At 68.8% G+C, this 15,007-nt stretch carries 15 protein-coding genes and 1 tRNA gene; 7 read left to right on the forward strand and 9 right to left on the reverse strand.

Annotated elements, in window-relative coordinates; all coding sequences use genetic code 11:
• The first annotated feature begins 14 nt into the window (after positions 1 to 14).
• Both V7Z82_RS11210 and V7Z82_RS11215 read left to right on the forward strand, forming a co-directional pair.
• Complete coding sequence (locus tag V7Z82_RS11210; RefSeq protein WP_334151504.1) at positions 15 to 395, forward strand: cold-shock protein; 381 nt, start codon at positions 15 to 17, stop codon at positions 393 to 395.
• The gene (locus tag V7Z82_RS11215; protein ID WP_334151505.1) at positions 379 to 1,053 is read left to right on the forward strand and encodes a DUF3027 domain-containing protein; all 675 of its coding nucleotides are present in this window, start codon (positions 379 to 381) and stop codon (positions 1,051 to 1,053) included. The genes V7Z82_RS11210 and V7Z82_RS11215 overlap by 17 nt, the downstream gene beginning before the upstream one ends.
• 10 nt (positions 1,054 to 1,063) lie before the next feature.
• Here the strand turns inward: V7Z82_RS11215 and serC are convergent, their stop codons facing one another.
• Complete coding sequence (gene serC / locus V7Z82_RS11220) at positions 1,064 to 2,176, reverse strand: phosphoserine transaminase (RefSeq protein ID WP_334151506.1); 1,113 nt, start codon at positions 2,174 to 2,176, stop codon at positions 1,064 to 1,066.
• A 99-nt stretch (positions 2,177 to 2,275) separates the two neighbouring features.
• Between serC and V7Z82_RS11225 the strand changes: the two genes are divergently transcribed.
• The 4 genes from V7Z82_RS11225 (at position 2,276) to V7Z82_RS11240 (ending at position 5,010) form a co-directional block, all read left to right on the forward strand.
• Positions 2,276 to 2,977, forward strand: coding sequence for a metal-dependent transcriptional regulator (locus tag V7Z82_RS11225; RefSeq protein ID WP_334151507.1), 702 nt, complete (start codon positions 2,276 to 2,278; stop codon positions 2,975 to 2,977).
• 385 nt (positions 2,978 to 3,362) lie between these two features.
• Positions 3,363 to 4,088 carry a M23 family metallopeptidase gene (locus tag V7Z82_RS11230; protein WP_334151508.1) on the forward strand — a complete coding sequence of 242 codons (726 nt, stop codon included), beginning with the start codon at positions 3,363 to 3,365 and terminating at the stop codon, positions 4,086 to 4,088.
• Between the two features lie 311 nt (positions 4,089 to 4,399).
• The gene (locus tag V7Z82_RS11235; protein WP_334151510.1) at positions 4,400 to 4,897 is read left to right on the forward strand and encodes an HNH endonuclease; all 498 of its coding nucleotides are present in this window, start codon (positions 4,400 to 4,402) and stop codon (positions 4,895 to 4,897) included.
• A 40-nt stretch (positions 4,898 to 4,937) separates the two neighbouring features.
• Positions 4,938 to 5,010: transfer RNA gene (locus tag V7Z82_RS11240), tRNA-Arg, on the forward strand.
• Here V7Z82_RS11240 and V7Z82_RS11245 read toward each other — a convergent pair.
• The gene (locus tag V7Z82_RS11245; RefSeq protein ID WP_334151879.1) at positions 4,972 to 6,768 is read right to left on the reverse strand and encodes a 2-isopropylmalate synthase; all 1,797 of its coding nucleotides are present in this window, start codon (positions 6,766 to 6,768) and stop codon (positions 4,972 to 4,974) included. The two genes, V7Z82_RS11240 and V7Z82_RS11245, sit on opposite strands and share 39 nt — an antisense overlap.
• A 160-nt stretch (positions 6,769 to 6,928) precedes the next feature.
• Here V7Z82_RS11245 and V7Z82_RS11250 point away from each other — a divergent pair, with 160 nt between their 5' ends.
• Complete coding sequence (locus V7Z82_RS11250) at positions 6,929 to 7,597, forward strand: FadR/GntR family transcriptional regulator (protein ID WP_334151511.1); 669 nt, start codon at positions 6,929 to 6,931, stop codon at positions 7,595 to 7,597.
• A gap of 17 nt (positions 7,598 to 7,614) precedes the next feature.
• On the opposite strand, the gene V7Z82_RS11255 is transcribed toward V7Z82_RS11250, so the two are convergent.
• Genes V7Z82_RS11255 through V7Z82_RS11285 form a run of 7 tightly spaced genes read right to left on the reverse strand, consistent with a single transcriptional unit; the run spans position 7,615 to position 15,006 of the window.
• Positions 7,615 to 9,801, reverse strand: a complete 2,187-nt coding sequence (locus V7Z82_RS11255; RefSeq protein WP_334151513.1) for an MMPL family transporter — start codon at positions 9,799 to 9,801, stop codon at positions 7,615 to 7,617.
• A 29-nt stretch (positions 9,802 to 9,830) separates the two neighbouring features.
• Entirely contained in the window at positions 9,831 to 10,721 is an 891-nt protein-coding gene (locus V7Z82_RS11260) for a prenyltransferase (RefSeq protein ID WP_334151516.1), read from the reverse strand.
• Positions 10,718 to 11,077, reverse strand: a complete 360-nt coding sequence (locus V7Z82_RS11265) for a lycopene cyclase domain-containing protein (RefSeq protein WP_334151519.1) — start codon at positions 11,075 to 11,077, stop codon at positions 10,718 to 10,720. Before V7Z82_RS11265 ends, V7Z82_RS11260 begins: the two co-directional genes overlap by 4 nt.
• On the reverse strand, positions 11,074 to 11,421 hold the full coding sequence (locus tag V7Z82_RS11270; protein WP_334151522.1) for a lycopene cyclase domain-containing protein: 348 nt from the start codon (positions 11,419 to 11,421) through the stop codon (positions 11,074 to 11,076). Before V7Z82_RS11270 ends, V7Z82_RS11265 begins: the two co-directional genes overlap by 4 nt.
• A complete protein-coding gene (gene crtI / locus V7Z82_RS11275) occupies positions 11,421 to 13,022 on the reverse strand; it encodes a phytoene desaturase family protein (protein WP_334151524.1) in 1,602 nt (533 codons plus the stop codon). The genes V7Z82_RS11270 and crtI overlap by 1 nt, the downstream gene beginning before the upstream one ends.
• A complete protein-coding gene (locus tag V7Z82_RS11280) occupies positions 13,019 to 13,927 on the reverse strand; it encodes a phytoene/squalene synthase family protein (RefSeq protein ID WP_334151526.1) in 909 nt (302 codons plus the stop codon). Before V7Z82_RS11280 ends, crtI begins: the two co-directional genes overlap by 4 nt.
• Positions 13,924 to 15,006, reverse strand: a complete 1,083-nt coding sequence (locus V7Z82_RS11285) for a polyprenyl synthetase family protein (protein WP_334151530.1) — start codon at positions 15,004 to 15,006, stop codon at positions 13,924 to 13,926. Before V7Z82_RS11285 ends, V7Z82_RS11280 begins: the two co-directional genes overlap by 4 nt.
• Position 15,007 lies beyond the last annotated feature (1 nt).

The raw sequence follows: 15,007 nt of genomic DNA on the forward strand, positions 1-15,007 counted from the left end.
AGCGAGGTTCTCCCATGCCCACCGGCAAGGTCAGGTTCTACGACGAAGACAAGGGCTTCGGCTTCATCGCCACCGATGACGGCCAGGACGTCTTCCTGCACGCTTCCGCCATGCCTGCAGGCGCCGCGGTGAAGGCCGGTGCCCGGGTCGAGTTCGGTGTCGCTGACGGCAAGCGCGGCCTCCAGGCCCTCTCCGTCCGCGTGCTCGAAGCGCCGCCGAGCCTCGCGAAGGCGAAGCGGAAGTCGGCGGATGACATGGCGATCATCGTCGAGGACCTCGTGAAGCTGCTCGACGGCATCGGCGGCGACCTTCGTCGCGGTCGCTACCCCTCTTCCAGCCACGGCCGCAAGATCGCTGCCGTTCTGCGGAAGGTCGCTGATGACCTCGAAGCCTGACGCCGACGCGCGTCTGATCGACGCGCACGATCTCGCGCTCGCGGCACTGCGCGAGATCACTCCTGCGTCGAGCATCGGGCCGGCGGCCGGATACCTCCCCGAGGACGACGGCTCGGTCTCGCTGCGCTTCCAGAACCGCCTACCCGGCTACCCGGGATGGTTCTGGACCGTGACGGTCGCTCGCGTGGACGACGAGGAGCCGACGGTCCTCGAGATCGAACTGCTGCCGGGCGACGGTGCGCTCCTCGCCCCCGAATGGGTGCCGTGGGTCGAGCGTCTCGCCGAATACCGGTCGCATCAGGCAGAGCTGGCGGAGCAGGCGGCTGCTGAGGCGGGCGAATCCGGCGAGGTCGAGGATGCCGATGACGACGGCGATCTCGACGATGACGACGCAGAGGAACTCGACGACGACGACCTCGATGACGACGAGGATGAGGACGAGGCCGACCGCGGGACGGTCCTGCATGCGGGAGACGTCGACGGGGTCGACATCGACGAACTCGACCCGAGCATGTCCGACGACGAGGAGTCAGCGGAGAGCGACTTCGACGATGACGACGCCGAATCCGAGGGCGATGACTCCGAGGATGACGAGTCGGAAGACGACGCCGACGCCGACGAGGATGACGGCGCCGACGAGGTCGACGAGGAGGAGTGACCTCCGGCGCTCAGGCGCCGAGGTTCTCCAGCACGTAGTCCAGTGAGCGGGTGAGCTGGCGCACGTCGTCCGGCTCGATCGAGACGAAGGTCGCGACGCGCAGCTGGTTGCGCCCGAGCTTGCGGTACGGCTCGGTGTCGACGATGCCGTTGGCGCGGAGCGTCTTCGCGATCGCCGCCGCGTCGACGCTGTCATCGAAGTCGATCGTCACGACGACGGGGGAGCGGTGCGCGGCGTCCGACACGAACGGCGTCGCGACCTCGGTCCGCGCTGCCCAGTCGTACAGCACCGACGAGGACTCGCTCGTGCGCGCGGACGCCCAGGTGAGTCCGCCGTTGTCGAGGATCCAGCTGAGCTGGCTGTCGAGCAGGTGCAGTGTCGTCAGCGCCGGGGTGTTCAGCGTCTGGTTGAGGCGCGAGTTGTCGAGCGCGTTCTTCAGGCTCAGGAACTCGGGGATGTAGCGGCCGGAGGCGGCGATGCGCTCGATGCGGTCGATCGCGGCCGGCGAGGCCACGGCGAACCACAGGCCGCCGTCCGAACCGAGGTTCTTCTGCGGCGCGAAGTAGTAGAGGTCGGCCTGCGCGGCGTCGAAGTCGATCCCTCCGGCTGCGCTGGTCGCGTCGATGACGGTGAGCGCGCCGTCGGCGACGATCCGCTCGATCGGGGCCGCGACGCCGGTCGACGTCTCGTTGTGCGGCCACGCGTAGACGTCGACGCCGTCGACGATCTCCGCGGCGACGCGGGAGCCGGGCTCCGCCTTGCGCACGTCGGGGGCTTCGAGCCACGGGGCTGCGGCGGAGGCGGCGAACTTGCCGCCGAACTCGCCGAAGACCAGGTTCTGGCTGCGACGCTCGATGAGGCCGAAGGCAGCGGCATCCCAGAACGCGGTCGAGCCGCCGTTGCCGACGAGGATCTCGTATCCCTCGGGAACGCGGAAGAGCGCCGCGAGCTGCTCGCGAACGCTGCCGACGAGGTTCTTCACCGGGGCCTGGCGGTGCGAGGTGCCGAGGATCGACGCTCCCGAGGTCAGCAACGCCTCGAGCTGCGCGGGGCGCACCTTCGAGGGTCCGCAGCCGAATCGGCCGTCGACGGGCAGGAGGTCACGGGGAATCTCGATCGCCATGCGTCGATTCTAGGGTGCGCGGCCGACACCCGATCACCGCATCGAAGCCGATGTCCCCCCGGGAATGTAGGCTTACCTAAGAACCTCGGAGGCCTGCACATGACCGATCTGATCGACACCACGGAGATGTACCTCCGCACCATCCTCGAACTCGAGGAGGAGAACATCGTCCCGCTGCGCGCTCGCATCTCCGAGCGCCTCGGCCACTCCGGACCGACGGTCTCGCAGACCGTGGGTCGCATGGAACGCGATGGCCTCGTCGTCGTGTCCGAGGATCGCACGCTCGAGCTCACCGACGCCGGGCGCCGCAAGGCGGTCAACGTCATGCGCAAGCACCGGCTCGCCGAGCGCCTGCTGTCCGACGTGATCGGTCTCGACTGGGCGTTCGTCCACGAAGAGGCCTGCCGCTGGGAGCACGTGATGAGCGAGCAGGTCGAGCGTCGCCTCGTCGAGCTCCTCGGGCACCCGACGGAATCGCCCTACGGCAACCCGATCCCCGGTCTCGACCAGCTCGGCGACCTTCCCGCTCGCACATTCGACGAGGGTGTCATCGGTCTCGTCCAGAAGCTGACCGCTGCCGGAGAGCCGATCGACGGCACTGTGCGTCGCCTCGCAGAGCCGGCTCAGGTCGACCCGGAGCTCCTCGAGCAGCTGCGTGAGGCCGGCGTCGTGCCCGGTGCACGCGGCGACTTCCGCTTCAATGAGGGCTACGTGCTGATCCAGATGGAGGACAAGGAAGACGGCCTGGAGCTTCCGGTCGAGCTCGCCTCGCACATCTTCCTCGTCGGCGAGCCCGCCTGATCCTTCGACGGGCTCAGGGCGGCTCAGGGCCGGCCTTCGACAGGTGCACGGACCGGGCAGATCAGCGCGTTGCGAGGATTGTCAGCTTCCCGGGGTGACATGATCGTTATCTTCCGGTAACCTCGGTCAAGTCGTCGGCGAAGCCCGTGGACGACGTACCGCGAGGATCGCCTTTCCGGCTCGTCGTCCTCACGGCAGGAACGCACAAAGTACCCGAAGCTACATTTCGTGCCACGAAGCAGAGTGCCGACGAGTCAGCGCTACCCGAAGCGTGAGGCGCAGGAGGAACCAAGTTTTGGCCGCAGAGATCGAACCGTCCGCGAAGAAATCTGAAGACCGAGTACCCGCCCGCCGCACCGGCGCGGCGAGTCCTGCTCGCAGATCCATGAAGCCGCTCCGTTCCATCGCCATCTTCGGCGCTGTCGGTGCGCTGGTCGCAGGCATCGCGCTCCCGGCATACGCGAACAGCAAGCCTGCTGAGGCGTCCGCCACGATCCAGCAGCTCGCCGCGGTCGACGCCCAGTCCCTGGTCGTCGCCTCCGACGCAACCGCTGCGCCGCTCAGCCGCGGCACCTTCACGGCGACCACGCCGGAAGAGATCGAGAAGAAGAAGGCCGAAGAGGCCGCGGCAGCCCGCGCGGCTGCGGCTGCCAAATCCTCCGTCGCGTCGACGACGAGCTTCAACACCGCCGGCTACGCGCTCGTCTCGCCCGGTTCAGGCGAGGTCCGGTACCCGCTGCCCGGCGGCTCGTACAACCAGGGCCGTACCATCGGCGGCGGCCACAACGGTGCCGACATGCTCGCGCCGGCCGGTACCCCGATCTATGCGACAGCAGCAGGCGTCGTCCGTGCTTCTGCCGAGAGCATCGGCGGATACGGGGTGTGCGTCATGATCGACAGCGTCGTCGGAGGCCAGCGCGTGCAGTCGACCTACGGGCACATGACCTACGGCTCGCGCCAGGTCGCAGCGGGACAGACCGTCTCGGCCGGCCAGCTCATCGGCTACGTCGGCAGCACCGGTCGCTCGACCGCCAACCACCTCCACTTCGAGGTCTGGATCAACGGCGGCCTCGTCGAGCCGTACTCCTGGCTCGCCGCGAACGCCGGCTGATCCCGGCCTGACACACCCGAGAGTTCATCCCGAGTTTCGCCTCGCACCTCTCCGAATGGGTTAGCCTGATCCCGTTGTCGTACGGACGGGAGAGGCTGATGGCGCGAACACCGAACATCCGAACCATGGATGGCCTCGGTCGTCACGTCCTTCTGCATAGCCCGCAGGGATGCCACGGTGCTGCCGTGCGCGAAAGGCGCTGTCTCTGAGACGGCGCCTTTTTTCGTCTCTGCGTGTACTCTGCCGTCTGCGCGACCTCATGTGATTCGAGAGTGCCGGGAAGCCGTCCCGGCGGATCGAGAGGATGACGAATGCGCACACTGGTCCTGAATGCCGGATACGAGCCGCTCGCGGTCGTGTCGTTCAAACGAGCGCTCGTGCTCGTGATGAACGACAAGGCGACCGTCATCGAACGCATCGAGGAGGACCCCGTCTGGGGCAGCCACGGTGTCTACGACCGACCGGCCGTCATCGTCCTGTCCCGGTACGTCCGGGTGCCGAACAGCCGCCGCGTGCCGGTCACACGGCGAGGAGTGCTCCGGCGCGACAACCACCGGTGCGGATACTGCGGCAAGGCGGCCTCGACGATCGACCACGTGATGCCTCGGTCGCGCGGTGGCGCGGACTCGTGGGAGAACCTGGTGGCATGCTGTCTCCGGTGCAACAACGTCAAGAGCGACCGCACCCCGCAGGAGATGCGCTGGGAGCTGCGGTTCACCCCTCGTCCGCCGCACGGGACCGCCTGGACGGTGCGCGGAACCGAGCGCAGCGATCCGCGCTGGGAGCCGTACCTGGCGCTCGCGGCGTGATCGTCGGCGGTCCGGGCGGTCATTTAGACTGGACGGGCAGGCCCTCGTAGCTCAGGGGATAGAGCAGCCCTCTCCTAAAGGGCAGGTCGCAGGTTCGAATCCTGTCGAGGGCACCCCAGGGTGCGGTCAGCAGCGCGGATCACCGCGTCGAAGCTGGCCTCGATCACCGAACTCGCGCGACCCGCGACCCATCGCACGGCGGAGCCATCGCGGTATTCGAGCAGCGTGATCGCCTCGCTGTCGTCGCCGGCGCGCACGCTGGTCTGATGCAGCGCCAGGATCTCGACGACGATGCCCGCATCCCGCAGCGCCGTCGTCAGCGCCTCGACCGGACCCACGTGATCGTGCACGGAGGTCAGCGATGCGTCATCGTGCCGCACGTGCACGCGCGTGGACGTCGGGTCGACTCGATAGTCCTCCACCGTGATCCGCCCTGACGTCTCGGCGAGGTAGTGCGCGACGAACGACTCCCACAGATCCGCTGCCGTGAGCTCAGCTCCGTCGGCGTCGGCCCGGCGTTGCACGAGGCGGGCGAAGTGGATCTGCAGGCGCCGGGGGAGGTCGATGCCGAACTCGCTCTCGAGCAGGTGTGCGATCCCGCCCTTGCCCGACTGCGAGTTCACCCGGATCACCGCCTCGTACCCGCGGCCGAGGTCGGCCGGGTCGATCGGCAGATAGGGCACACGCCAGTCCAGCGCGGCTGCATCGATGCCGGTCGTGCGCGCGCGCTCTCGATGGGCGGCAAGTCCCTTCCGGATCGCATCCTGATGCGTGCCGCTGAAGGCGGTGTGCACGAGGTCTCCGACGTAGGGGTGCCTCGCATGCACGTCGATCCGATTGCAGTACTCGACCGTGCGACGGATCTCGTCGATGTCGGAGAAGTCGATCATCGGATCGATGCCCTGGGCGTGCAGGTTGAGGGCGAGTGTCGCGATGTCGACATTGCCCGTCCGCTCGCCGTTGCCGAAGATGCATCCCTCCACGCGCTGGGCTCCGGCGAGCACGGCGAGCTCGGCGCATGCGATCCCGGTGCCGCGGTCGTTGTGCGGGTGCACGGACAGGATCACGCCTGCTCGACGCGCGAGGTTGCGGTGCATGTACTCGATCTGATCGGCGTACACATTCGGCGTCGCGATCTCGACCGTCGCCGGCAGGTTGAGGATCACCGGCCGGTCAGGCGTCGCATCCCAGAGTGTCGTGATGCTGTCGCAGAGGTCGAGGACATAGTCGGGTTCGGTGAGGTTGAAGACCTCGGGCGAGAACTCGAAGCGCACGTCGGGCAGGCCGTCACTCAGTGCGAGCACGTCTCGGCCGGCCGACAGGATCAGGTCCTTCAGCTCGGCGCGATCGCGGCCGAGGACCACCTCGCGCCAGACCGGCGCGGTGGCGGTGTACACGTGGATGACGACGGGGTTCAGGATGCCGCGCACCGATTCGATCGTCCGCTCGATCAGGTCGCGGCGTGCTGCCGTGAACACGACGATCGTGACGTCTGCCGGAACCTGCCCAGCCTGCGCCAGTGATCGCACGAAGTCGAAGTCGGTCTGCGACGCCGATGGGTAGCCCACCTCGATCTCCTTGTAGCCCATCGTGACCATGAGATCGAAGAAGCGCCGCTTGCGCGCGGGGTCCATCGGCTCGGCGAGCGCCTGATTGCCGTCGCGCAGGTCCACCGGCACCCAGAGCGGGGCTGCGGTCAGCTCGCGTGTCGGCCAGCGGCGGTCGACGAGTGGCACGTCGACGCGGTCGCGGACGGCGGCGTATCGATGCGAGGGCATCTGGGACGCTCGCTGCCGATTCCAGGTGGGCGCCCCGGGTGGGACGGCTCCGTTCGGCGTGGACAGGGTCGGGAAAGCGGTCGGGATGGTCATGATGTCTCCTGCTGGGGTCGAGTCCGACCGGCGCGCCGCGTGCCCACGACAGGGAGCCGGTCAGATCAGGCCCTGTCGTGGCGGCGAAGGAGAAGACGTCCGATGCGCACCTGCACAACCTAGCAACTCCTCAGACAAGTTGACAAGTTAGACTTCAGGCATGGCACAGGTCCACCGCGCGCCCCTCGCCGATCAGGCGGCCGTGGTGCTCCTCGACCGCATCAGATCCGGGGAGTGGGCGCTCGGACAGAAGCTTCCGGGCGAGACGACGTTGGCCCCGCAGCTCGGGGTCGGGCGATCGACGGTCCGCGAAGCCATCCGGCAGCTCGCCGGACGCGGTGTGCTGGCGACCAGGCAGGGCTCCGGAGTGTTCGTGATCGCGCTCGACGCGCCGGAGGACCGCGATGCGGTGCTGCGTCGGGCCGGCATCGTGAGCGTGATCGAGGCGCGGATCGCGATCGAGTCCGAGGCGGCGTCGCTCGCCGCACACCGGCGTACCGCGACCGATGTGCGCGCGATCCGATCCGCCCTCAGTGCTCGTGAGCAGTCAGGTCACGCGATCGACGACCAGGTCGACGCCGACACCGCGTTCCACCGTGCGATCGTGGTCGCCGCGCACAACGACATCCTCCTCGATCTCTTCGACGCGCTCACGCCGAGACTGCGACAGGCGATGATCGAGATGCTCCGCATCCGCACGTCGCACACCGGGCCCGCGGATCACGCGATACACGTGCAGCTCGCCCAGTGCGTGATCGATCGTGAGCCCGCGAAGGCTGCATCCGAGAGCCGCGGCCACCTCGAGTCGCTGAAGACCGCCCTCACCTGAGGGCTGTCGGTTCCGCCTCAGTCCTTCCCGCTGCGCCAGAGCTTCGACGGCCACCAGATGACGCGACCGAGGTCGTAGGCCAGTGCCGGCACCAGCAGCGAGCGCACCACGAAGGTGTCGAGCAGCACGCCGAAGGCGACGATGAACGCGAGTTGCACCAGGAACAGGATCGGGATCACCGACAGCGCCGCGAATGTCGCAGCCAGCACGAGTCCTGCCGAGGTGATGACGCCTCCCGTGATCGAGAGTCCGCGCAGCACGCCCTCCCTGGTGCCGTGTGCGATCGACTCCTCGCGCACCCTCGTCATCAGGAAGATGTTGTAGTCGATGCCGAGGGCGACCAGGAAGACGAACCCGAACAGGGGGACGGCTGGATCGGCGCCGGGGAAGTCGAAGATCCCGTCGAACACGAGTGCCGAGACGCCCATGGCCGTGCCGAACGAGAGCACCGTCGTGAGGATCAGCAGCACCGGCGCGAGGACCGACCGCAGCAGCAGCATCAGGATGAGCATGATCACGAGCAGGATCACCGGGATGATCAGGGTGCGGTCGTGGATCGAGGCGTCGTTCGTGTCGATCGCGGTGGCCGTGACGCCGCCGACGAGCGCATCGACGCCTTCGAGCTGGGTGCGCAGCTCGCGGACGGTGGCCGCAGCGGCATCCGAATCGGCCGCATCCGTCAGCGTTCCCTGCAGCAGCACGTCGCCGTCGACGACGGTGGGCTCCGGCGCAGCCGTGCCTGGAGGGCCGACCGCGGTGATGCCGTCTGCCGTGACCGGTGCCGAGCCGCTGGGGGAGTCGGATGCGGTGACCGAGACGCCATCGATACCGTCGCTCGCGAGCAGCACGTCGGCGACCTCTTGCAGCTCGCCCTCCGGGGCGATCACGGAGACGGGGCTGCCGGAGCCGCCGGGGAAGTGCTCGCCGAGCGCGATCTGCCCGTCACGAGCCTCAGAGGCACCGAGCACCAGGTCGGACTGCGGAACGCCGTTCGCGTTGAGCTGCGTGACGCCGGCGGCTCCTGCGAGCAGCACGAGCGTCGTGACGATCCAGATCGTCCGGGGGCGGCGGGTGATGAAGCGCGCGACGCCGGCCCAGAGCCCGGTCTTGCGCATGCCGTGCTCCTCGGCCACGACCGCTGGTTCGAAGACCGGACGACGCGGCCAGAACACCGCACGACCGAACAGCAGCAGCAGGGCGGGCAGCAGGGTCAGCGCCGAGAGCATGGCGAACACGATCCCGATCGCCGCGACAGGGCCGAGCGTGCTGTTCGACTTCAGATCGCTCAGCAGCAGGCACAGGAGACCGGCGATCACCGTGCCGCCGGAGGCGGCGATCGGCTCCAACGACCCCTTCCAGGCCGCGAGGATGGCGGCGCCCTTGTCCTGCGACACCCGCAGCTCCTCGCGGAACCGGGCGACGAGCAGCAGCGCGTAATCCGTGGCCGCACCGATCACCAGGATGAAGAGGATCCCCTGGGTCTGCCCGCTCAGCAGCAGTACCTCGAACTTCGCCAGCCACCACACCACGAGGAGCGCGACGCAGAGCGCGAACAGACTCGTCGCGAGCACCACCAGCGGCAGCAGCAGCGAGCGGTAGACCAGCACGAGGATCACCAGGACGGCCAGCAGGGCGACGCCGAGCAGGAGTCCGTCGATGCCGGAGAAACCGGCGACCAGGTCGGCGCTGAATCCGGCCGGCCCGGTGATGTACACGGTGATGCCGTCCGGCACGGCCTCACGCAGTTGTGCGCCGAGGGATTCGGCGGTGTCTGCGAGCTCCGCGTCGCTCTGGATCGGGATGAAGGCCTGCATGGCCTTGCCGTCGTCGGAGGGGAGCGCCGGGGACACGTCGTCGGCGATGCCCTCGAGGGACGGGGCGTCGGCCACGGCATCCGTGATGGCTGTGATGTCGCTCTCCGTGAGCTCCTGCTCAGAGGTGAACAGTGCGATCGCCGGGATCGCCTCGCTGTCGTTGAACTCCCCGAGCAGCGACTGCACCCGGGTCGCGTCCGACGACTCGGGCAGGTAGCTGGTCTGGTCGTTCGAGGAGACCTCGTCGATCTTGCCGAACAGCGGTCCGCCCAGCGACGCGCCGACCAGCCACACCAGGATCAGTGCGGCGGGGATGAGCACGCGCACCCACGAGTGGCGTCGGGTGCGTTCGCGCTTCGTCGGAGTCGGCGCGGAGGCGGGACGAGACATCGGGTTCCTTCCGGAAGGGTCCAGCGGGGTCAGGAGACCCAGGCGAGGATGAGGATCATGGTCGCGAGGAAGCCCGCGACATAGTTCAGGGCGATGAACCGGCGCCACGAGCGGTTGGTCGCGGCCGAGCCCTCGTCGGTGACGTTCCACCAGGGGGCGGCGTTCACGATGTAGGGGACGGCGAGGACTGCGGCCAACGGCCCTGGCCACGGCGTGAACAGCATGGCGACCCCGGCGATCACCCACAGGGCGAGGGAGAGACGCACGGTCGCCCTGGCGCCGATCACGGTGGCGACGGACGAGATGCCTGCCTCGCGGTCGGGATCGACATCCTGCACGGCGCCGAAGGCGTGCGCGGCCATGCCCCAGAGGAAGAAGGCGACGAGCACCAGCACCGTCCCCGCGGTCACGTGGGCGCCGGCGAGTGCGAGCCCGACGATCGCGGGGCTCACGAAGTGCGTGCTCGAGGTGATCGAGTCGAGGAAGGGGCGCTCCTTGAAGCGGAGTCCGGGCGCCGAATAGGCGATCACGGCGAACACGCTCACCGCCAGCCAGACCCAGGACGCGGGAGAGCCGACGACGACCAGGTAGACGAGGAACGGGATGTTCGTGGCGGCCGCCGCCCACAGTGTGGCGCGATGGATGCGAGGCGAGAGCAGGGCGCCTTCGAGGCCGCCCTTGCGCGGGTTCGCCAGATCGGATGCGTAGTCGAAGACGTCGTTGATGCCGTACATCGCGAGGTTGTAGGGGATGAGGAAGTACAGCGTGCCGATCACGAGGGTGGGATCGATCTCGCGGGTGCTGAGCAGGTACGCCGCCGCGAACGGGAAGGCGGTGTTGATCCAGCTGATCGGGCGGGAGGAGAGCACGATCTGCGCGAGATCGCGGCCGATCGACGAGCCGCCGGTCCGAGTGCTCATGCCTGCTCCTCGTTCACAGCATCGGCGGCGGAGTCGGATCGGACGTCGCGCGCCCGGCGCCGGGCACGCAGCGCGACCCACAGCGCCGGCAGCAGCAGCGCGCCGGCGAGCGGGTAGGCGAAGTCCTCGATGGGAGCGAGGCCGATGTGCACGCCGAGCAGATGACCCGGCGAGTAGTGGAACAGGCCGGTCGCGATCATGATCGTGTCGAAGAGGGCGGTGAGCAGGAACAGCGCGGCGATCGTGATCGCCACCGCAGCCACACGGGGTCCGCGCGGTCGGGCGAGCAGGGACAGAGCGACGCCGCCGGTGGTGGCGGCGGCGAGGAAGATCCCGGCGAGCTGGAGGTAGGTCATCGGATGCCTGCCCGCGTGCTGCGGCGCTCGGCGCGGCGGGTGAGAACGCGCGTCGCCCCGGTGAAGATCACCATCGTGCAGACGACCAGGAAGAGCAGGAACACCGGCTCCTCGAGCGGCAGCTCCGGCGCGAGCACGATGCCGCTCGCGATGGTCGCCTCACCGCGGAAGAAGATCCCGCCGGCGATCCCGGCGACGTCCCACACCAGGAAGAACGCAGTGCCGACGACGGTCACGATGATCGCCGCCACGGGATCGCGCCAGAAGAAGAGCCGGAAGCGCCAGTCGAGCAGCAGCATGCAGCCGAGCGACACGAGCAGGGCTGCGAGATACAGTGCGCCCATCAGCCGGCATCCGCTCGGACGGGCTGGACCGCCGGCTCTGGAAGCGGGCCGCCCGAGTGGTCGCCGCGGATGCGCTTGAGCACGATCTCGGCGCTGATGAGGCACATCGGCACGCCGACGCCCGGAGCCGTGGTGGCGCCGGCGTAGAACAGCCCGTGCACCTTGCGGGAGGCATTCTGCGCTCGGAACATCGCGCTCTGGGAGAGGATGTGCGCCGGCCCGAGCATTCCGCCGCGCCAGGAGTGGTAGTCGTCCTGGAAGTCTGCGGGCCCGGTGGTCTCGCGCACGACGATCCGGTCACGGAGGTCTGGGATCCCTGCCCACTCGGACACCATGTCGATCGCGGCGTCAGCCGCCGCCTCGACCTGGGGAGAGCCGGCGCCGTCCGCGCCGCCGTGCCCGATCTCGACGTCGGCGGGCACCGGGATCAGCACGAACAGGTTCTCGTGGTCGGCGGGCGCGACGTCCGGATCGGTCGCACTCGGCTTGCAGACGTAGGTCGATGCGGGTGCGGGGATCGACGGTGAGCGTCCGAAGATCGCGTCGAAGTTCGCGTCCCAGTCCTCCGTGAAGAAGAGCGAGTGATGCGGCAGCTCGGGGAGTGCGCCGCGGACACCGAGCATGACCAGGATGCCGCCGGGACCGCTGGTGCGGCGCCGCCACCAGGACTCGGGATAGGTGCGGAGCGACGGCGGCAGCAGCACCGTCTCCGTGTGGTGCAGGTCGGCGGCCGAGACGACGATGTCGGCGCGCTCGAGTCGGCTCGCGCCCTCTGCGTCGATCCAGTCGACCCCGGTGACGGTGGTGCCTGTCGCGATGCTCGCGGTACGGATGCCGGTGACCTCCGCGTCGGTGACGATGCGGACGCCGGCCTCGCGGGCGAGTGCCTCGATGCGTTCGACGACCCGCCAGAACCCGCCCTGCGGGTAGCTGACGCCCTGGTCGAGATCGAGTGCGCTCATCAGGTGGTACATCGCCGGAGCGCTTCGGGGATCCGTGCCGAGGAACACTGCCGGATAGCCGAGGATCTGGCGGATCACCGGATGTCGGAATCGCTTCGCGGCGAACGACTGCAGTCTCGACCCCAGCAGGGAGAAGAGTCGAGGGAGCGCGCGGAGCACGTCGGGTGCGGCGAGCGTGCGCACGCGGGTGAACGGGTTGTAGAGGAAATGCTTCTCGGCCATCGTGCTGGCCTCGTGCGCGGAATCCAGGTACGCGTCGAGCGCCGGCCCTGATCCCGGTTCGAGCGATTCGAAGAGCTCGGCGACAGCCGCTCGCCCTGCCGGCACGGTCACGGCCGAGACCGCCTCGTCGGAGGTCTCCGGCGCGCGGAACACCCGGTAGCCGGGATCGAGGACCGTGAGATCGAGCTGCTCCTCGGTCGTGGTGCCCATCATGGCGAAGAAGTGGTCGAACACCTCGGGCATCAGATACCACGACGGACCGGAGTCGAAGCGGAAGCCGTCGCGCTCGACGGTTCCGGCCCGGCCGCCGACGCGGGAGTTCCGCTCCAGGATCGTGACCTCGTGTCCCTCTCGAGCGAGCAGGCCGGCGGTGGCGAGTCCGGCGACGCCGGCGCCGACCACGACGACCCGGCTCATCGGTCGCGCTCCAGCGCCGTGATGACGACCGCGCGCGCGGCGAGTGCGGCCTTGATCGGGTCGGGGACCCGCACGCGGCGTCGGTAGAGCTCGGCGGCCGGTGTCTTCGCGACCCGATGCGTGAGGGCTGCGAACAGGAACAGCGCGCTGCGCACTGCGGCGCGGGCATCCTTGGGCAGCAGCGGGATCGAGGCGCGGGCATCTGCGAGTTCGCCGAACACGGTCTGCACCCACGCATCTCGGTCGGCATCGGTCAGACGCGCTGATCCGCCGAGGTAGCCGCGGTGCAGCCGCTCGGTGTCGTCGGCGAGGTCGCGCAGGAAGTTCACGTTCTGGAACGCCGAGCCGAGCTGCCGTGCGCCGTGGTCGAGCGTCGCGAGCTCGGCATCCGTCCTCGTCTCGTCGCGCAGGAACACCCGCAGGCACATGAGACCCACGACCTGCGCCGAGCCGTAGACGTAGCGTTCGTGCGAGTCGGCGTCGTGCGCCGTGAACGCTGCATCTGCTGCGATGTCCGCGCGCATCGAGTCGAAGAACGGCTGCGTCAGCTCCTCGCCGATCCCGCACTCCAGCGCGGTGCGTGCGAAGGCGTGCAGGATCAGATCGCTGCTGTATCCGCTGCGCATCGACCGATGCGTCTCGGCGATGTAGGCGTCGAGTGCGGCCGCCTGCGCCGACCCGTCCAGGCCGGCCTCCGCGGCGACGCCGTCGACGATCTCGTCGGCGATGCGGACCATCGCGTAGATGTTGCGGACATGCTGGCGGTGCCGACGACCGAGCAGTCTGCTGGCAAGGCCGAACGACGTCGAATACGTGCGGATGACGTCGGTGGTCGCGATCTCCGCCGTGCGTGTGAAGCGGTCGAGGGCGCCGTCGTCCTGCGGCCTCGCTGGACTCCCGCTCATGCGCGACGACTCTCGATGCTCGCGGCCAGCCCGAGGATGGTGCGCCCGGCCGCCGGCGAGATGCTTCCGGTGGACTCCGCCTCGGCGAGGACGGTCGAGACGGCTCCGAGCTGCTCCTCGACGAGGCTGCGGGCAAACCCCTCTGCGCCGCACTCGCGCAGGCGGTCGCGGATGCCGGTGGCGTTCTCGGTGCTCAGGGTCGTCGATCCGAAGTGCAGCTCGATGCTCGGCCAGTGCCCGGTCATCCGGGCGTAGGCGATGATCGCGGTCTCCTTGCCCTCACGGAGATCGGAGAAGGCATCCTTGCCGTGGGCGCGGTGGTCGCCGAAGACCGACAGGATGTCGTCCTGCAACTGGTACGCGAGACCGAGATGCCGGCCGATCGCGGTGAGGTGCTCCTCTGCGGCCGGCGAGGAGCCCGCGAGCACCGCAGCGGCACGCAACGGCAGCACGAAGGAGTACGTGGCGGTCTTGTAGGCGCTCATCGACAGGATGGTGCGCAGGTCGGGCGGGATGATGCCGTCGCTGAGCCCGATGTCGGTGTGCTCGCCGGCGACGGTCTCGAAGACGGTCTGCTCCATCAGTGCGAGCAGACGCACACGGGTGTCGCTCGACACCTCGGCTCTGGCGAATCCCAGGATCGCGGAGGACAGCAGCAGGTCGCCCATCAGGATCGCGCTCGAGCGCGCCCAGTGCAGCGCCGGCTCGTCGTGCTCGCCGCTTCGACGCTCGGCGAGCGAGCCGATCAGATTCGGCCGCCGACGACGCATGAGGTCGCCGTCGATCACATCGTCGTGCAGCAGGAACGCATAGTGGAGCAGCTCGACGTCGGCTGCGATGTCGATCGCGACTGCGGCCTCCTCGGCGCTGAGTCCGGAGGGGGAGAGGGCACGACGGAAGTCGAGGAGCAGACGAGGCCTGATCAGCTTGCCGCCCAGCGCGTGATCGGATGCCGCGCGCCACAGGGCGGCGAACTCGGTCCCGTAGGACTCGGCTGCGGCGCTGCGCTCGGAGAACCGGCGCCGCAGGACCTCTTCGATCCGAGTGCCGAGGTCTTCGTGCGTCGCAGTGGTGCTCATG

Source organism: Microbacterium sp., from assembly GCF_036823965.1.
Lineage (GTDB): Bacteria > Actinomycetota > Actinomycetes > Actinomycetales > Microbacteriaceae > Microbacterium.